The 18,624-nt window shown below is 66.5% G+C and carries 14 protein-coding genes; 2 read left to right on the top strand and 12 right to left on the bottom strand.

The annotated features are described in order from the left end of the window. Nucleotides 1-21 precede the first annotated feature (21 nt). Nucleotides 22-900 (bottom strand): SRPBCC family protein, encoded by an 879-nt coding sequence (locus tag AC57BR_RS06760; RefSeq protein WP_496358995.1) that lies wholly within the window; start codon nucleotides 898-900, stop codon nucleotides 22-24. A 272-nt stretch (nucleotides 901-1,172) separates the two neighbouring features. Here AC57BR_RS06760 and AC57BR_RS06755 point away from each other — a divergent pair, with 272 nt between their 5' ends. Further along, nucleotides 1,173-3,389 (top strand): catalase, encoded by a 2,217-nt coding sequence (locus AC57BR_RS06755; RefSeq protein WP_496358994.1) that lies wholly within the window; start codon nucleotides 1,173-1,175, stop codon nucleotides 3,387-3,389. 70 nt (nucleotides 3,390-3,459) lie between these two features. Here the strand turns inward: AC57BR_RS06755 and AC57BR_RS06750 are convergent, their stop codons facing one another. The 11 genes from AC57BR_RS06750 to AC57BR_RS06700 all read right to left on the bottom strand — a co-directional run bounded on the left by AC57BR_RS06750 (nucleotide 3,460) and on the right by AC57BR_RS06700 (nucleotide 17,578). Beyond that, a complete protein-coding gene (locus AC57BR_RS06750) occupies nucleotides 3,460-3,978 on the bottom strand; it encodes a mucin-associated surface protein (RefSeq protein ID WP_496358993.1) in 519 nt (172 codons plus the stop codon). After that, entirely contained in the window at nucleotides 3,975-5,207 is a 1,233-nt protein-coding gene (locus AC57BR_RS06745; RefSeq protein WP_496358992.1) for a serine/threonine-protein kinase, read from the bottom strand. Before AC57BR_RS06745 ends, AC57BR_RS06750 begins: the two co-directional genes overlap by 4 nt. Nucleotides 5,208-5,445: 238 nt before the next feature. Further along, nucleotides 5,446-7,158, bottom strand: coding sequence for a hypothetical protein (locus tag AC57BR_RS06740; RefSeq protein ID WP_496358991.1), 1,713 nt, complete (start codon nucleotides 7,156-7,158; stop codon nucleotides 5,446-5,448). 87 nt (nucleotides 7,159-7,245) lie between these two features. Next, nucleotides 7,246-8,025 (bottom strand): hypothetical protein, encoded by a 780-nt coding sequence (locus tag AC57BR_RS06735; protein ID WP_496358990.1) that lies wholly within the window; start codon nucleotides 8,023-8,025, stop codon nucleotides 7,246-7,248. Between the two features lie 521 nt (nucleotides 8,026-8,546). Continuing rightward, nucleotides 8,547-9,617 (bottom strand): Gfo/Idh/MocA family protein, encoded by a 1,071-nt coding sequence (locus AC57BR_RS06730; RefSeq protein ID WP_496358989.1) that lies wholly within the window; start codon nucleotides 9,615-9,617, stop codon nucleotides 8,547-8,549. Nucleotides 9,618-9,806: 189 nt separating this feature from the next. Next, nucleotides 9,807-10,514 carry an ABC transporter ATP-binding protein gene (locus AC57BR_RS06725; protein WP_496358988.1) on the bottom strand — a complete coding sequence of 236 codons (708 nt, stop codon included), beginning with the start codon at nucleotides 10,512-10,514 and terminating at the stop codon, nucleotides 9,807-9,809. A gap of 2 nt (nucleotides 10,515-10,516) precedes the next feature. Continuing rightward, on the bottom strand, nucleotides 10,517-11,971 hold the full coding sequence (locus tag AC57BR_RS06720) for an ABC transporter permease (protein ID WP_496358987.1): 1,455 nt from the start codon (nucleotides 11,969-11,971) through the stop codon (nucleotides 10,517-10,519). Nucleotides 11,972-12,225: 254 nt separating this feature from the next. After that, on the bottom strand, nucleotides 12,226-13,326 hold the full coding sequence (locus AC57BR_RS06715; protein ID WP_496358986.1) for a substrate-binding domain-containing protein: 1,101 nt from the start codon (nucleotides 13,324-13,326) through the stop codon (nucleotides 12,226-12,228). A 55-nt stretch (nucleotides 13,327-13,381) separates the two neighbouring features. Then, nucleotides 13,382-14,659, bottom strand: coding sequence for a multiple monosaccharide ABC transporter permease (mmsB, locus tag AC57BR_RS06710; RefSeq protein ID WP_496358985.1), 1,278 nt, complete (start codon nucleotides 14,657-14,659; stop codon nucleotides 13,382-13,384). Nucleotides 14,660-14,702: 43 nt separating this feature from the next. Further along, complete coding sequence (gene mmsA / locus AC57BR_RS06705) at nucleotides 14,703-16,259, bottom strand: multiple monosaccharide ABC transporter ATP-binding protein (protein WP_496358984.1); 1,557 nt, start codon at nucleotides 16,257-16,259, stop codon at nucleotides 14,703-14,705. 128 nt (nucleotides 16,260-16,387) lie between these two features. Continuing rightward, nucleotides 16,388-17,578: an ROK family protein gene (locus AC57BR_RS06700; protein WP_494021013.1), complete on the bottom strand. Its 1,191-nt coding sequence runs from the start codon at nucleotides 17,576-17,578 to the stop codon at nucleotides 16,388-16,390. Between the two features lie 223 nt (nucleotides 17,579-17,801). On the opposite strand from AC57BR_RS06700, the gene AC57BR_RS06695 reads away from it, so the two are divergent. After that, nucleotides 17,802-18,620 carry a nitrilase-related carbon-nitrogen hydrolase gene (locus AC57BR_RS06695; RefSeq protein ID WP_496359035.1) on the top strand — a complete coding sequence of 273 codons (819 nt, stop codon included), beginning with the start codon at nucleotides 17,802-17,804 and terminating at the stop codon, nucleotides 18,618-18,620. Nucleotides 18,621-18,624: the final 4 nt, after the last annotated feature.

Raw genomic sequence — 18,624 nt, 5'->3', positions numbered from 1 at the left:
CTGAGTTACCTGTCGGGTGACCTACCTGTCGGGGATATCGTCGCGGCGCGTGTCCGTGTGCCGGGTTTCGTTCCGCGGCTCACCAGTGCCGTCGTCTTCCCCGTAGGGGGCGTCGACCGCCATGTCCGGGTCCGCATCCACCGGCCGTTCCGTTGCCGCGGCGTCGTACGCGTCACCGGACTCGTAGCTGCGGCCCGGGACTGCGTCCATGCCGGCACCCTCGGAGTAGCCGGTGCTTGCGCCCGGGTCACCGTTGCCTCCTGCCGCCGTAGCACCCATGCCGACGCCGGCCGCTCCGGCTCCCGTTGGTCCGACGCCGGGCGTTCCGGCTCCCGTTGTTCCGGCGCCGGGCGTTCCGGCTCCCGTTGTTCCGGCGCCGGGCGTTCCGGCTCCCGTTGTTCCGGCGCCTGTGCCAACTCCTGTGGAACCGGCGTCACCTTCCACCTCGCCACCGCTCACGCTTTCACGCCAGGCGCCCGTTTCCGTATCGCGTTCCTCGATGAACTTCTTGAACTTCCTCAGGTCCGAGGCGACCTGCCGGGAATCGAGTCCGGTGGCCGCACCAAGCTTCTCCACTGCCGATTCAGGCTCCCAGGTCAGCTCCACATTCACCTTGGTTTCATTGTCGCCGAGGGACTCAAACCAAACGGTGCCCGAGTTGCGTGGCTCGTTCAGGCTCTCCCACGTGACGCGCTGGTCCGGCTCCTGGACGGTGATCTGGGCGTCGTACTCGCGCTTCACACCGGCAATGCTGGTTTCGAAATGAACAGTGGTGTCATCGAGCTGGCGGACGGCGTCCACTCCGCTCATGAAATTGGGGAAATCCTCAAACTGGGTCCATTGGTTGTAGGCCTGGCGTACGGGGACATCGACAGTGATCGATTCCTGGACAGTTGCCATGCTTGGTTCACTCCTTCAGCGTACGGGCGGATGGGCCCGTGGTTCTGATTGCCTTGTTCGGATGGAACATCTCCAAGGTAGCGGGAAGCAGTCGGCATTTGAAGAGAGAAGGTAAGGCTGCTGACTATGAAGCGTGGACTGCCCAAATGACGGACGCGGTTGTGGGCGGGCCCGGGATTTCCTAGGGTACTAAGCAGGCTTATCTTTCGGCCGGGTGCCCAACGCCCAAGGCCGAGTCCGGTTAGGCCGCCGCTTCGGAAAGGATCATCTCTGTGCCTGAAGAAACAGCAATCAACATTCCGGGAGCGCCGGCAGGCGAGCAACCCGCCGTCGTCGAACCCACGAACCCGCGGGAACCCTTGCCGCCCAAACCGGACCAGCAGGGGCCGGAAGCGGTGTCTCCGACCGGCAGCCCCACGGGTGCGCCGGAACACTCCCGGGCGCAGTCCGGCCAGTACCTGACCACCGCGCAGGGGCTCCGGCTGGCGGACACCGACCACTCACTGAAGGCCGGGCCGCGGGGACCGATCCTGCTGCAGGACCACCACCTCCGGGAGAAGATCACCCACTTCGACCACGAGAGGATTCCGGAGCGCGTGGTGCATGCCCGGGGTGCCGGCGCGCACGGCGTATTCCGCTCATACGGCACGGCGGCGAACATCACCCGCGCAGGCTTCCTCGCCAAGGACGTGGAAACGCCAGTGTTCGTCAGGTTTTCCACGGTCCTCGGCTCGCGCGGCTCCGCCGACACGGTCCGGGACACCCGCGGATTCTCCACCAAGTTCTACACCGATGAAGGAACGTACGATCTTGTGGGCAACAACATTCCGGTGTTCTTCATCCAGGACGGGATCAAGTTCCCGGACATAGTGCACGCCGCAAAGCCGCACCCGGACCGCGAAATTCCGCAGGCCCAGAGCGCTCACGACACGTTCTGGGACTTCGTGTCCCTGCACACCGAGGCGCAGGCGCACACCATGTGGAACATGTCCGACCGGGGCATCCCGCGTTCGTACCGCACCATGGAAGGCTTCGGCGTCCACACCTTCCGCCTGGTTGACGCCGAAGGCGCCACGACGCTCGTCAAGTTCCACTGGAAGCCGAAGCAGGGCGTGCACTCGCTGGTCTGGGAGGAGGCCCAGATCATCAACGGCATGGACCCGGACTTCCACCGGCGGGACCTGGCCGACGCGATCGAGGCTGGCGCCTACCCGGAATGGGAACTGGGAATCCAGACCTTCCCGGACACCGAGGACCAGATGTTCGAGGGGATCGACCTGCTGGATCCCACGAAGTTCGTGCCCGAGGAGCTGGCCCCCGTGCAGCCGATCGGGCTGATGACGCTCAACGCCAACCCGGTGAACTACTTCGCCGAGACGGAGCAGGTAGCCTTCCACCCCGGGCACCTCGTGCCGGGCATTGACGTCACCAACGATCCGCTGCTGCAGGTCAGGCTGTTCTCCTACCTGGACACCCAGATTTCGCGGCTGGGCGGGCCGAACTTCGCTCAGATCCCCATCAACCGGCCCCACGCCCCGGTGAACGACATGCTGCGCGACGGCATGCACCAGACAGCCGTCCATTCCGGTGTTGCCCCGTACCGGCCCAATTCCCTCGACGGCGGCTGCCCGTTCAAGGCCGGCGCAGACCTCGGGGCGTTCGTGGATGTTCCGGAAGCGGTGGCGGAGGCCATCAAGCAACGGAAGAACCCGGCCTCTTTTGACGACCACTACAGCCAGCCCCGGCTGTTCTTCCGCAGCCTCAGTCCGGTAGAGCAGGACCATGTGATCCAGGCCTACACGTTCGAGCTGGGCAAGTGCTACGAGAAGCCGGTCCGTGAGCGCCAGCTTCTGGCCCTGGCCAACATCGATGCCGCGCTGTGCGCCGCCGTGGCCCGGGGGCTGGGGATGCCTGCTCCCGAGGCCACCGAGGACGTGCCGGATGCCCAGCCCAGCCCGGCCCTGTCCCAGCTGGGGAAGACCTGGCCGGTCGCAGGCCGCGTCGTCGGCATCGTGGCGGACGAGTCCAGTGACCTCGAGGCTGTCCGGGACGCCCGCAAGGCGCTCGACGACGCCGGCATCGTTCCGCTGGTGATCGCACCGTCCGGCGGGACGCTCGGGGGAGAGGCCGACGGCGGGATCCCGGTTCAGCGGACCTATCTCACCGCCCGCTCCACCGAGTTCGACGCCGTCATCGTGGCAGGATCCGGGGCGCCGGCGGACGACGCCGAACAGGGGCTGGACGCGAAAGCCGGTGATCCCGGTGCTTCGCTTGATCCGCGCGTGGTGCTCCTGCTGTCAGAGGCCTTCCGCCACGCCAAGGCCATCGGCGCGTGGGGGTCAGGCTCTGCCGGTGTGGACGCGGCGAGCATCCCGGACGACGCAGCAGGCGTGGTGCGGGGCGACAGTGCCGAGCCGGTGGTTTCGCAGATCCAGGAGCTGTTGGCCGCCCACCGGGCGTGGGAGCGTTTCCCGGCAGCGACTTCCTGACGGGCGAATGTTCCTAAAGGGCGGAGAAACGTCCTTGAGGTTTGACGAACAAGGACTGGCCCACGGCGGGCTAGTCCTTGTTCTTGCCCGAACCCTTGTCCCCTTTCCTCTCCGAGCTGCCCTTCCCGGAGTTGCCTTGCCTTCCACTGTTTGCGGGGGACGGCGCGGGGACGGGGACCGGGACTACGGCAGCCGGCGCAGTCGTCGGTGACGGCTTCGGGGCTGCCGTGGCCTTCGCTGCGGCAGCCTGGGCAGCGGCGTTCTTGGCTGCCTGCGCTGCTGTGAGGTCGGCCCGCACGGAGTTGATGGCCGCCGAAATGCTCCGGTGGCGTTTGAAGGAAACTTGCCCGGCAGCCGCCGCAGCATCAAGCTCAGAGGACAGGCGAGCCAGCGACTTCAGGGCGGCGGCGGGGTTGCTAACCGCAGCAGACCTGGTGACCTCAAGAACCCGCTCCTGAAGCTTTGCAGCCGCGTCCGTTCCGAGCTCCGGGGCGGCGCCGCCGCAGCCTGCCAGTGCGGCTGCCAACGTGAACCCCGTGAGGGCGGCCATCGCCCGGCGCCATGCGGCCGGTGCCTGGCTTGGGGTCATGGTTCAACGCTCCTTTGCAGCTCCACGAGATGGTCACCCAAGGTGCCGCTCACGCTGGGGTAAGGGACGACGTCGGGCGTTACCGGTGAGTTGGCGGCGACGGTCACCGCTGCGGCTCCGCCGAGCAGGACTGCCGCGGCGAGGGCGGCGCCGATCCGGAAGCGCCGGCGCCTTTTCGCGCCGGCGGGCCGGCCGGCGGGGCGCGCTGATGTCCGGCTCGCTGGTGTTTTTGCTGTTGTCTTGGCAGTGGACTGCGTCTCGGAGAGACCGGGTGCCACGGATGTCCCGGAAGGCCCGGACGGGAGAACTGACGGCGGCCGGGACGGCAACGCCGGGAGTACCCGGGTGTGCTCCCCGGCCAGGTCTGCTGGGGCGGATTCCGGTGAAACGAGCGCGTGCCGGAGGGCCGCTTCCAGATCCGAGGCGGAGGGCCGCTCCAGCGGCTCGAGCGCGGTCATGGAGGCCAGCAGGTGCTGCCATTCCGTGGGCAGGTCACCAGGGATTTCCGGGGCACGGTGCAGCCGTGCCACTGCCGACTCCACCGCGCCGCCCGGGTACTCAACCGTGCCCTTGATGCATTCCAACAGCACGAGGCCCAGCGAATAGATGTCCGACGCGGGGGAAAGCGGGGAGCCCATTGCCTGCTCGGGGCTTAGGTACGCTGCCGTGCCCACCATGGTGCCGGTGGCCGTGAGGCGGGTGCCGTCGGCGATCCGGGCAATGCCGAAGTCTGTTAGCTTGGGCCGCACCGGCTCGCCGGGGCGTACCTGCACGAGGAGAATGTTGGCGGGCTTGATGTCGCGGTGGATGATGCCCAGCCCGTGAACGTAGGCGAGGGCATCGGCCACCCCGGCGCCGACGACGGACAGCTCGTCGAGCGGAACGCGGCTGTGCCGGATGCGGCTGCGCAGGTCCTGGCCCTCCACGAGTTCCATGGTCAGGAAGGGACGGGGCTGGTCAGGCACGCGGGTATCCACGCCGGCGTCGAAAAGGGTGACAAGGCTGGGATGGTTCAGGGTTGCCAGGAGCCTGATCTCGGCTTCCTGCCTTTTCAGTTCATCGGCATCTGCGGCCTGCGGCGCGAAGAGTTTCAGGGCAACGTCCCGGCCCAGGTTCTGGTCCCTGGCCGCATAGACCGACGACATGCCGCCTCGTCCGATCACCTTGCCCAGCCGGTAGCGCCCGCCCAGTACATCCGTAGTCACCCCGCTGGGCGATTCTTCTAACACGTTGCCGTCCTTATCAGCTCTGGCTCGGTGTTAAGGATAATACGTGTACTTAGTAATTCAGGCCGCTGGCTATCTGGGTGGCTGTCTGACTGGTTGCTGGCTGGCGCTACGGTGCCTGGATGGCGCGCAGGCGGGGGCACGGCCTCGCCGGGGGCCCGGATCCGGAAGTCCAGAGGACTGCCGTGATGCGGACCGCCGACGAAGGGCAGTTACTCCTGTCCGGACAGGATCCGGGCTGCTAGGCCTTCCTCCTGCGGATCACCAGGAGTGCGCCGATGGCGAGCAGGACCAGGGCGAGTGGCAGCAGCCCAGCGTCGGCTCCCGTGTTGGCGAGCGTCTGCTGTGCGGTGGCCATGTTTCCGTTGGCCATAGATGCCGTGCTCTCCGACGCGGATACGCCCGTGGTCACCGAGCCCGCGGGCAGGATGGCAGCGCCAGCCGTGGTGGTCACGGTGCCAGCGCCGGTTGCGGATCCACCGGCCGTGCCGGTGCCGGATCCGCTGCCGTCAGTTCCGGCGGTGCCGGTGCCAGTTCCGTCAGTGCCCGTGCCGTCGGCTCCCGTTCCTGCTCCATCGGTACCGGTTCCATCCGTTCCGGTTCCGTCCGTTCCGTCGCCCGGATCGGAGCCGTTGCCGGTTCCGTCACCCGGATCAGTAGCGGGCGGCGTCGTTACAGTTCCTGCGCCAAGTCCGATGCCCAAGTCGACACCCAGGTCCACGGCTGCACCAGCACCCGTGCCGAGCCCGAGGTCAACGGTGCCTTCCGCACCAGTTCCCAGGGAACCCGTGTTGCCGAGGTTGACGTCGACGACGGCGGTCGCGTCGGGAATGGTGGTTCCGGTTCCGGTGCCGCTGTTGGTGCCAAGGCTGATGTCGACGAGAGCGTCGGCGAGGGTGCCGTCAGCACCATCTCCGAGGACACCGGTGTTACCGAGGTTGACGTCGACGACGGCGGTCGCGTCGGGGATGGTGGTTCCGGTTCCGGTTGCGGTTCCACCCAGGTTGACGGCGACAGCGGCTGCCACGTCGGCGGCCGGAGTGGTGCTACCCGTTCCGGTCGTGTTGCCGAGGTTGACGTCGACCACCGCGGTGGCGTCGGTCGCAGGAGCGACAGCTCCGGTTCCGGTACCCGTTCCACCGAGGTTGATGTCGGCGGCGGCTGCCACGCTGCTGGCGGGAACGGTGGTGTCGGTCCCTGTCACTGCGGTGTTGCCGAGGTTCACGTCGACCAGGGCGGTGGCGTCGGTGGCGGGAACGGTGGTGTCGGTCCCTGTCACTGCGGTGTTGCCGAGGTTCACGTCCACCAGGGCGGTGGCGTCAGCGGCAGGAGCGACAGCTCCGGTTCCGGTGCCTGTCCCACCGAGGTTCACGTCGACCAGGGCGGTGGCGTCGGTGGCGGGAACGGTGGTGTCGGTTCCCGTGACTGCGGTGTTGCCGAGGTTCACGTCGACAACGGCGGTGGCATCAGCCGCAGGAGCGACAGCCCCGGTTCCGGTGCCTGTCCCACCGAGGCTGACGTCGACCAGGGCGGTGGCGTCGGTCGCAGGAGCGACAGCTCCGGTTCCGGTACCCGTTCCACCGAGGTTGATGTCGGCGGCGGCTGCCACGTTGGCTGCGGGGGCAGCCGGGGCGGCACCGGTCGCCGCCGTGTTTCCGAGGTTGACGTCGACCAGGGCGGTCGCGGCCGGTGCCACGGCGCTGGTGCTGCCGTTTGGGGTACCGGTGTTGAGGTCGAGGTCGGCATTAACGCTGACCGCGGAAGAATTCGACGGCGCTGGGCCACCCAGCAGACCCAGCGACGTCGAAGCATTAAGGTCCGCCGAAACGGTTTCGGACGCGATGTTGACCGCGCCCGTGGCAGTGGTATCCGCGCTGGCCGCGGTAGCGCCGAGGGCTAGCAACCCTCCGGCAAAGAGGGTGCCCAGTAGGCCCCTGCGAACTGTCTGGTGCATTGTGATGTCTCCTGAAAAGTTGTTGTCAGGTGCTCATGGCAACCTGATTGGCCGTGTGTCTGCCGCAGCGAGGCAGAGGTGGCCCAACTAGTCAGGAGAGGAGCCGGGGTCGATGGCCACCGGCGAAGGAACATGCTGAAGAGGTCCGCTGACAGGGACAAAGCCCATGAGCGGCAGGTATTCAAAGGGGTTGTTCAGCCAGGCTGCCGAAGCCGAAGGACCGCTGGAGGACGTGCCACTACCCGAGCCTGAGGCGGGAGAGGGAAGCAGCGCCTCGGGAGACGACGTGCCGTCGCCACCGGATGGGGAGTCTCCGCCGGCCGGAACCTTCGGGGCAGACCCCGTGGGGCTGGCGGGTTTCGGCGCAATAGAGTGGCTGAAAGTAGCCGGCGATGCAGCGGCCGGTTGGACAGGCGCCGCGGACACCACGACGGGCCCGGCGGTTATGCCAGGCGGGGCCGCCGGACCTGCGGAAATTTGTCCCGTTACGGCGAGGCCAACTGCGGGTAGCGGTTTTGGATCCGCGACAATGCCAGCCACGACGTCCTTGGCGGGCGCAGCGATCGGCGCAGTCAGAGGAGGTGTCTGCACGAGCACGTCTGTGACTGGCTCGACGGGAAGCTCAACCGGGAGAGCCTCGGTCACCGGGCTCACGGCGTCTGTGACTGGTTTCACGACCTCGGCAACTGGCTTCACGATCTCCGCGATCGGCGAGCCGATAGTTTCGGCCGCGTCCGTCAGCGCCCCATCAGCAACGGAGGCAACGGGATCGGCAATCCCAGCCAGGGTGTCGTCGGGAATCGCCCCGCCGAGCGCGGCGTCAACGGGCTCCACAATGTCCGACACAACCGGGGCAACGACGGCCACAGGTGTTGGCGCCGGCGGAGTGGGAGGCGGGGGCGGAGGCGCAACGACCGACGGCTGTGCGGCCGGCCCAGCTGTCGCCGGCAATGGTGCCGGGATGGCTGCCGGGTCGACGGCTGGAAGTGGCAGGGGAGCTACGGCCGGCGTGGGCTGAGCAGCGGCGCGGGCTTGATGTGCCTTAGAGGAGACCAGCGCGCCAACGCGTCCTACCACGCTGTCCGCACTTCCTTTGACGGACGAGACGGCCGAGGAAATACTGCCACCAGACGAGTCAGAGCGGTCCGAAGTGTCGGCGTCGGCGGCCGGGGCGGATACAGCAAGCCAGGCCACAGCGGCGGCCCCGGCCAAGAAAACCGGGCGCAAAGGGCGCAACGCAGACCACGACAAACCCGCAATGGTCATGCTTAACACCCCCAAGCTCACCGAATGAATCGACGATCGACTAAAGCCTAAGCCTGCCCCAAAGTGGGAGTCCAGACCCGGGAGAATAATTCTTTCGATTCGACGAAGGCCGGAAAAGCTGCTCAGTGGGCGTCGTTGGGATATGCGACACCGAGCTGGGCGCGGACGCCATCGAACAGCCGCATCGTATTCAGCGAGTCCTCGAGCGGCATGACCGGGCTCTCGGTGAGGCCCTGCTGGATGCACCGGGTCACCTCACGAAGCTCGTACGTATAACCCCGCCCCGTCACCTCGAAGTGTTCCGTCCGCGGTGCCTCCTGCCCGATCCCCACTACCAGCTTCCTGGGGTTGTTGATCGAGCCGAGTGTCTGCAGGTACCCCAGGCTGCCGGCAACCGTGGCGGTGCGCGGGCCGTGGGCGAGCAAGGAGGAAGTGAGCTGTGCCTGCGCGCCGTGATGGTAACCCAGGGTGAGCGCATTCTGGGCGTCCACGCCGTCGTCGTTCAAAGTGCCCATGGCACTGACCGTCTGCGGAAAACCCAGGGTCCCGAGGGCCCACAACAGCGGGTAGACGGTGATGTCGAGAAGCGCGCCGCCGCCGTCCTGGACGGCCCAGAGCCTGGCGGTGGGGGAGTAAGGTGCCGGGAAGCCGAGGTCCGCCGTGACCCACTGGACGGTTCCGAGCTCGCCGGAATGTGCGATCTCGAAGGCCCTCTGCATGCTGGGCAGGAAGCGGCTCCACACGGCTTCCATCAGGAACAGCTTCTTTTCACGGGCTACGTCGATCAGCTCGGAGGCTTCGCGGGCGTTGATGGTGAATGCCTTTTCGCAGAGCACATGCTTGCCCGCGCGAAGGGCCGCCAGCACTACCCGGTGGTGCTGCGCGTGCGGCGTGGCCACGTAAACCACGTCCACCGCGTCGTCGGCGAGGAGCCGCTCATAGCCGTGCTGCCCGCCGTCGTCCCCGTAGGCCACGGCAAAGCCGAACTCGCCCGCAAACGCGTCCGCGGTGTGCTGGGCGCGGGAGCTGACGGCGTACAGCTCCGCGTCCTCCAGAAGTGCCAGGTCCCGCGACACCAGGGAGGCGATCCGGCCGGTGGCAATGACACCCCACCGCAGCGGCTGGCCCGTGGCGGCAAGGGGATCCTGATTGGACTGGCTGAAGAGCCACGGCTTGGCGATCGGTGACGTCATGACGCCATCCTCTCACCCGGGTGCGGGAGCGTTGGGTCAAAAACCTGCGAGAGGTGAGGAAGGATCGGGTGAAAACCTGCGAGAGGTGAGGAAGGATCGGGTGAAAGCCTGCGAGAGGTGAGGAAGGATCGGGTGAAAGCCTGCGGAAGGTGCGGGAGGGTTTACGCCCGCCCGCACCTTCCGTGCTGCCTACACTGCCGCCGGCTCCGCAGCACGGCCGCGGACCGGTTCCTCCGTGAGCTTCCCCTGCTGGAGGCGGAACCGGCGGTCCGTCTTGTTGGCGAGCATGCGGTCGTGCGTGACCACGAGGATCGTGGTGTTGTAGTCGCGGCTGAGGGAGCTGAGCAATTCGATGATGTGCTCGCCCGTCTGCTCATCGAGGTTGCCCGTGGGCTCGTCGGCGAGGATCAGCTTGGGTTCGTTGGCGAGGGCCCGGGCGATGGCCACGCGCTGCTGCTCGCCCCCGGAGAGACGGTTGATGCGGCGGCCATGCTTGTCCGGATCGAGCTGCACCTGCTCCAGCAAAGCCCGGGCCCGCTCCGCCCGGACGGACTTCCGCACCCCGGCGAACTCCATGGGCAGCATGACGTTGTCCAGCGCGGAGAGGTTGGGCACCAGGTTGAACTGCTGGAACACGAAGCCGATGTCCCGGCGCCGGTAGTCAGTCAGCTTGCCGTCCGGCATGCCCGCCAGGCTCACCCCGTTGACGACGACGTCTCCGCTGGTGGGTTTGTCCAGGGCACCCAGGAGGGAAAGCAGTGTGCTCTTGCCGCTGCCGCTCTTGCCCACGATTGACGCCAGCGTGCCCTGCTCCAGCTCGAAGCTGACGCCGTTGACCGGCTTGATGGTGCGGTCGCCGGACTTGAACGTGCGGACCAGATCCTTGACTTCAATCATGGCTATTCTCCTCGGAGGACTTCGATGGGGCGGATGCGGGCGGTGAGCAGGGCCGGAACCAGTGCGCCGATGATGGCGACGCCGAACACTGCCGCGATGCCGGCCGCAAGGATTTCGGGGGACACGCTGGCGGTGACGGAGGTGAGCAGCTGGGAGGCGCCGCCGAACGGACCGCCCTGGCCACCCGGGAATCCGCCCGCCGCCCCGGCGAACCCGCCGGCGCGCTGGCCGGCGGGGGCCGCCGTCGTGCCTGTGCTGGAGCTGACCAGTGCGGAGGCGATGCCGCCGCTGGCGAAGGAGGCGATAACGGCGCCTACAACGCTGCCGAGGGCCACCAGGACCAGGGCCTCGAGCACGAACTGGAGGCCGATGGTGCGGTTCGGTGCGCCGATGGCCTTGAGGACGCCGATTTCGCGGCGGCGCTCGCGGACCAGCATGACCATGATCAGCAGGATAATCAGTCCCGCGGTGCCAAGTGCCGCGATGAACGCCACCATGGAGATGTTCTTGACGCTGTCCAGGGAGGTGACGGCGGTTTCGAGGTTGCGCTGGCCCTGGGTGACGTCGGCCTTGTCGGTGCCGAGCGCGTTCTGCAGTGCCGTCTTGGCGGCGTCGACGTGCTCCATGCTGTCCACCGTCACGATCATCGTGGACAGCTCGCCGGGCAGCTCGGCCAGGGTCTGGGCGGTGGGGAGAGTGACGTAGAGGGCGTTGTTGCCGAACGCGGTGCCGGCGTCGAACAGGCCGGCAACGGTGAAGGTCTTGCTGTTGATGGTGAAGGTGGAGCCAACCTTCAGGTTGTTCTTTTCGGCAAGGGTGGTGCCCAGCAGCGCCTTGGTGGACTCGGCCGCGTAGTCGCCCAGCCCGGTGCCCGCCGTCAGTGCGAGGGCCTTGCCGGTGCTGTCCACCTCTGCCCCGGTGCCGGTGGCCGTGATGGGCAGGGACCGGGCCGGGGTGGTGCCCGTGGTCCCCGTACTTCCCGTGGCACCGGTGGTTCCGGAGCTGTCCTGGTTGCGCGCGCCGAGAGTTCCGGCGTCGACCGCGGCGGTGAGGCTGGTGGTCAGCGTGGTGGTGGTCTGCCCGCCCGGGCCGCCCTGCCCGCCGCCCGGACCGCCCTGGGTGCCGGCTGCCGCCTGTGCGGCGGCCTCGGTCGCGTTGCGCAGCCGCAGCGCTTTTGTTCCGACGACGGCGCTCACGTTCGGAACGTCGGCCGCTGTCGCCGCCTGCTCGGCAGTGAGCGGCTCGCCGCCGCCTTCGAAGCCCTGGCCGCCGGCCGGGTTCACCGTCAGCACCGTGCCCACCGAGGCGTTCAGCTCCTCGACTTTGGCCCCGACTGCCTGGTTGGCCACCAGCATGGCCAAAGCCAGCCCGATCGCGACCGCCAGCACGGCCACAACCGCGGCCGTCCGGACCTTGTTTCTAAACGCATTGCCTACACTTCGGGCGAGGACGCTCACTGCACTCCTTGGGATCACATGCCGGGGGATTGGCCGGCTTCGGATCCCACACTGGTGCCCGCTGCTGTGCAGGAAACGGGCTGAGCCTATGTTTCCGCTGTGAGGCTAGGAGCGCGAAAAGTGAGGGAGCGTTGGGTTAGGAGCCGCAGGCGGCGGGCGAGCATTGGGTGGTAACGGAAGAGCCCCGGCCCTCCCTTGTGAACTGGTCACTCGCGGGGGAGCCGGGGCTCTGGTCAGCGTCTGTGGCGAAGCCGCTACTTGGTGATCGGGCCGAGAACCGGATCGTCCACGTAGGCCGTCTTGACGTTTTCCTTGGTCACGATGACCGGTTCCAGCAGGTAGGCCGGAACGGTCTTGACCTTGTTGTTGTAGGACTTGTCATCGTTGATTTCAGGCGTCTTGCCGGCCTGGATGTCCTTGACCATGACGATCGCGTGCTCAACGAGCTTGCGGGTGTCCTTGTTGATGGTGGAGTACTGCTCGCCCGCCATGATGGACTTGACCGACTCAACCTCGGAGTCCTGCCCGGTGACCACCGGAAGCGGCTTGCCGGCAGCCTTGACCGAGGTCAGCACTGCGCGGGCCAGGGTGTCGTTCGGGGAAAGGACGCCGTCCAGCGACGCGGACGAGTAGCTGCCGGTCAGGAGCGTGTCCGCACGGCGCTGGGCGTTTTCTGCCTTCCAGCCCTGGGTGACAGCCTGCTCGAAGGACTTCTGTCCGGACAGCACCTTGAGGGTGCCGTCGTCGATCTTCGGCTGCAGGACGCTCATGGCACCGTCGAAGAAGACCTTGGCGTTGGCATCGTCAGGGGAACCGGCGAAAAGCTCAACGTTGTACGGGCCGTTCGGCTTCTTGGCCTTCATGCCGTCCAGCAGGGCCTTGCCCTGCAGCTCGCCCACCTTGAAGTTGTCATAGGCCACGTAGTAGTCCACGTTCGCGGTGTTCAGCAGCAGCCGGTCGTAGGCGATGATCGTGGCGCCGGCGTCCTTGGCCTGCTTCAGCTGGGTGCCCAGCTGGGCGCCGTCGATCGCGCCGACGATGATGACCTTGGCGCCCTTGGTGATCATGGCGCTGATCTGGTTCTGCTGCTCCGAGACGCCGCCGTTGGCAAACTGGACGTCCGGCTTGAAGCCGGCTTCCTTGAGGCCGTCGTTGAACAGCTTCTCCGCCAGGACCCAGTTCTCACTGGTTTTCTGGGGGAGTGCGACGCCGATCGAGGAATCCTTGGGGAACGCCTCACCGCCGGCTGTGCCGCCGCCTGTAGTACCTGAGTCGGAACGGCCGCAGGCTGTCAGCGCCAGTGCCGCGATGGCAGCGATTGCTGCCGCCTTTCCTGCCTTACCAATCATTCGCATTTGTTCGATTCACTTTCTTTAGGGATGGGAAATGCAGCCGGGGAGCGGGCGGTGCTCAGGCTTCCCGGGAGATGGTTTCCTTGGTGGAGGACACTTCGTCGGGCTGGAGCGGGGTGCCGCCGCTGGGGCGGTTGAAGCCCTGGGTCAGCATGCCGATGATGGAGCGCTTGCCCTGGCTCTTGTTGTAGACGTCGAACGCGACGGCGATCAGCAGGACCAGGCCCTTGATGATCTGGGTCAGGTCGGCGCCGACGCCGAGCAGCTGCAGGCCGTTGTTCAGCACGGCCATGACCAGGCCGCCGACGATCGAGCCGATCACGGTGCCCACGCCGCCGGTGACAGCTGCGCCGCCAATGAACACAGCTGCGATGGCATCGAGTTCCCAGCCCACGCCGTCGAACGGGCCGGAGGCGGTCGACCGGCCAACGAAGATCATGCCGGCCAGGCCGGCCAGGATGGACATGTTCATCATGACCAGGAAGTTGACCTTCTTGGACTGGACGCCGGACAGCTCGGCCGCGTGCCGGTTCCCGCCCACTGCGTAGACGTGGCGGCCGACGACCGTCTTGGAGGAGATGAAGCCGTAGATCAGGACCAGGACGGCGAGGATGAGGCCGGGGATCGGGAACGAGGTTCCCGGGCGGCCCGTGGCGAAGAGGTACGTGGCGTACAGGATGGCACCGCAGACCAGCACAAGCTTGGTGACGACCACCCAGCCCTCGGGGACCTCAGCGCCGAGCGCCTTGGCGGTGCGGCGGGCGCGCAGTTCGCTGAAGACCACGAACGCGACCCCCAGCAGGCCCAGCAGCAGGGTGAGGTTGTTGTAGCCGGTGCTCGGGCCGACCTCGGGAAGGTATCCGGAGCCGATGTACTGGAAGTCGGCGGGGACCGGGATGGTGTTGGACTTGCCGACGAACTGGTTGAAGCCGCGGAACAGCAGCATGCCGGCCAGCGTCACGATGAAGGCCGGAATCCCCACATAGGCCGTCCAGAACCCTTGCCAGGCCCCGATCAGGACTCCGAGCGCGAGTCCGAGCAGGATGCCCAGGTACCAGGGGATTCCCCAGTCCCTGATGGCCAGGGCCACGGTGACTCCGACGAAGGCCGCGACGGAGCCGACTGACAGGTCGATGTGGCCGGCGATGATGACCAGCACCATGCCGATGGCCAGGATCAGGATGTAGGAGTTGCCGTTGAAGAGGTTGATGACGTTGCCCGGGGTGAGCGTGCGGCCTTCGGTGGCGAATTGGAAGAAGACGATCAGTGCAACCAGGGCGAAGATCATGCCGAATTGGCGGGTGTTGCCGCCAAAGAGCTTCTTGAGCGCGTTCATTTGTCAGTCCTTGTTCTGGAAGGTTCTGGAGGGTTCCAGAGGGTCAGGCGGTTTTTCTGGCGGAGGTCATGAGTTTCATGAGGCTTTCCTGGCTGGCGTCGTCCTTGTTCAGGACTCCGGTGATGGCGCCTTCAAAGATGGTGTAGATCCGGTCGGAGAGGCCCAGCAGTTCGGGGAGTTCGGAGGAGATCACGATCACGCCCTTGCCCTGGTTGGCCAGCTGCTGGATGATCCCGTAGATCTCGTACTTGGCGCCGACGTCGATGCCGCGGGTGGGCTCATCCAGGATCAGCAGGTCAGGATCGGTGAACATCCACTTGGCCAGCACCACCTTCTGCTGGTTGCCGCCGGAGAGCTTGGCCACGCCTTCCTCCACGGAGGGCGTCTTGGTCCGCAGCGATTTGCGGTACTGCTCGGCCACCGTGAATTCCTTGTTGGCATCCACCACGAAGTGCTTGCTGATCTTGTGCAGCGCGGCCGAGACCGTGGTGGTCTTGATGTCGTCCAGGAGGTTCAGGCCCAGGGACTTCCGGTCCTCGGTGACGTAGCCGAGCCCGGCGTCGATGGCCTGCTTGACGTTCTTGAGGTGGAGTTCCTTGCCGTTCTTATAGATGCTGCCGGAGATGAAGCGGCCGTAGGAACGGCCGAACACCGACCGTGCCAGTTCGGTGCGGCCGGCTCCCATGAGGCCCGCGAAGCCCACGATCTCGCCCCGGCGGACGAAGAAGTTGGAGCCTTTGCAGACCATCCGGTCCTGGACCTGCGGGTGCCCGACGGTCCAGTTCTTGACCTCAAACAGGACCTCGCCGATCTTGGGCTCGTGGTCCGGGAACCGGGACTCAAGCGTGCGGCCCACCATGCCCTTGATGATCCGGTCCTCGTCGACGCCGTCGCGTTTGACGTTCAGCGTCTCGATCGACTTTCCATCGCGGATGATGGTGATCTCGTCGGCGATCTGCTCGATCTCGTTGAGCTTGTGGGAAATGATGATCGAGGTAATGCCCTTGCCCTTCAATCCCAGGATCAGGTCCAGCAGGTGCTGGGAGTCGGATTCGTTCAGGGCGGCGGTGGGCTCGTCGAGGATGAGCAGCTTCACGGCCTTGTTCAGCGCCTTGGCGATCTCCACCAGCTGCTGCTTGCCGACGCCGATTTCCTTGACCGGGGTGTCCGGGTCCTCGCGGAGGCCTACCCGGGCGAGCAGTTCGCGGGTCCTGGTGCGGGCCTCGGCCCAGTCGATCACGCCGCGCTTGACCGGTTCGTTGCCCAGGAAGATGTTCTCCGTGATGGACAACTCCGGGATGAGCGCCAGTTCCTGGTGGATAATCACGATGCCGGCGTGCTCGCTGGCCCGGATGTCCTTGAACTGCTGTACCTCGTTTTGGTACACGATGTCGCCGCTGTAGCTGCCGTAGGGGTACACGCCGGACAGGACCTTCATGAGGGTGGACTTGCCGGCGCCGTTCTCCCCGCAGATCGCGTGGATTTCCCCGGCCTTCACCCGCAGGCTCACATCGGACAAGGCTTTAACGCCGGGGAATTCCTTGGTGATGGAGCGCATCTCCAGGAGAACCGGCTCGCTTTGCGTGTTGAGGGACGTCATTTGCCCTTACGCCTCCAATGCATTGACTTCGTTGTCTTCCCTGCAATCCGCAGGGCCGTCTGATGAAAAAGTAGATGGAGCAGGCCGTTGTCGTCAAGTCTTTAACGCAACGGCGGGATAACGAAACGCTATGTGCGGCGGATTCCGGCATGCTGGAAGACCAGGGATGCGGCGCCCAGGGCCTCCGCGCGGTCGTTCAGCGAGGACATGGTAAGGGTGGTGGTTTCGCCGATGACCGGCACGGCATGCCGTACCAGCCCGCGCCTAATGGGGTCCAGCAGGATGTCCCCCAGCCCGGCCAGGGGGCCGCCCACCACGATCACCTCGGGGTTGATCAGGTTGGCCACGTTCCCCAGCGCCCTGCCCACCGCAAGACCCGCGTCGTCCACCACGCGCAGGGTGGCGGCATCCCTCGCCAGTGCCTTGCGGACGATGTCCTCGGGCGTGAGCGGCCGCTCCTCGCCCCGGCTCAGCAGTTCAATCATGGTGGTGGTGGAGGCAATGGTTTCCAGGCACCCCCTGTTGCCGCAGCGGCAGATCAGGCCGTGCTCGTGGATGGTCGCGTGGCCGATTTCCCCGGTGATCCCGACGTTGCCGTAGTACGGGTTGCCGTTGAGGATCAGGCCCGCGCCAATGCCGGAACCGATCTTCATGAACAGCAGGTTGCTGATGCCGCTGTGCGGCCCCCACGTGACCTCGGACAAGGCGCCAAGATTCGAGTCATTGTCTATGAATATAGGGAACTGGAACGCCTCCTCGAGGCGTTCCTGGATGTCGATGCCCACCCACTCGGGCAGGATCGCCCCCTGGGCGACCGTGCTGGTCCGGCGGTCGATTGGACCGGGGATTCCGACGCCGGCACCCACCACGGCGCTGCGCTCCACCCCGCTGTCGGCCAGCAGTTTGTCGAGCAGGGCGACGGCGGCCTGGATACCCTGCTCCGCGTGGTGCCCGAGCGGCAGGAGCACGGATTCCTCGGCAATGATGTGGTAGCTGAGCGAGGCGAGAACCACCCGCAGGTGCCGCCGGCCAAAGTCGATGCCCACTGCCACGGCACCGTTGCTGTTGAGCCGGACGTTGAGTGCGCGCCGCCCGGAACTGGTGGTCGGTTCGGTGGATGCCAGGCCGGAGTCCTGCATGATTTTGACGATGTTGGACACCGTCGCGGTGGACAGTCCCGTCTGCCGCGCAAGCTCCGCCTGGGTCGAGGGGCCGTTGAGCAGGCATTCGATGATCCGCTGCTGGTTCAGGTGCCTGAGGGCGGATTGCGACCCGGGGTTTTTGGTTCGGCTCCTCGTCGAGCGCGATGGTGAGGGCATGAAATGAACATTGCACCATCGGCAGCCTTGTAGTCAAGAAGTTAACGCAATGCCTCGGCATCCGGAAAGGCGCATGCGACGGGCAAACCGTCCCGCGGGCAGTGCCGGACGGTGCAAATGGGCCGGATCCGCGGCCGCGGCCGCGGATACGCTGAAGGAAACGGCGTCCGGTGTTGGGCGGCGTGCACGAAGACTTGAGGTGATCACGGTGAAGCTGGCGCTGATGCAGGCGAACTCCAGTGTTTTGGACATCGAACGGAACTGCGCAGCCATCGACCAGGCGGCCCAGAGGGCCGCGGAAGCGGGCGCTGCCGTGCTCCTGACCCCCGAGCTTTTCCCGGTGGGTTATGCGCCGCTGCGCGTCAGGGCGGAGCTGGACCCCAAAACCCTGCCCGGCATCCGGCGCACCCTTGCCGGCATCGCTGCTACGCGCCGGATCGCCCTGGTCTACAGCCTGCCCGCCGTCACGGCCGACGGGCAGTGGCAGATCACCGCGACGGTCCTGGACGGCCACGGGGACGAACTCCTGAGCTACGCCAAGGTCCACCTCTTTGGCCCGGACGAGCGCAAGGCGTTCAGCCCCGCGGAAGCAGCCCCCGCCGTCGTCGATCTGGGCGGCATTAAAACCTCGCTGGCCATCTGCTATGACGTGGAGTTTCCCGAAACGGTGCGCGCGGCGGCCGCCGCCGGCGCCGACCTGCTCCTGGTTCCCACCGCGCTGGCCCACGGCTTCGAATCCGTGCCGCAGGTGCTGCTGCGGGCCCGCGCCCTGGAGAGCCAGTTGACGGTGGCGTATGCCAACCACTCCGGGGAGGAGGACGGCTGCACTTTCCTGGGCGGAAGCGTCATTGCCGGCCCCGACGGCGAACTGCTCGCCGCTGCCGGTCCCCACCCGGACTTGCTGTACGCGGAGGTCAGCGCCGAAGCGGCCCGCCAGGCGCGCGACGCCGTGCCTTATCTGCGCGAACGGCGGCCTGATGTTTACCGCACCTGGGAAGAGAACGGCAGGGAAGGGAGCGGCGGCGCCGCAAAGCCGTCATAGGGTC

Source organism: Arthrobacter sp. BGA-UO-ETr-C19 (assembly GCF_059568005.1).
This window is presented reverse-complemented; position numbering and strand designations above follow the sequence as displayed.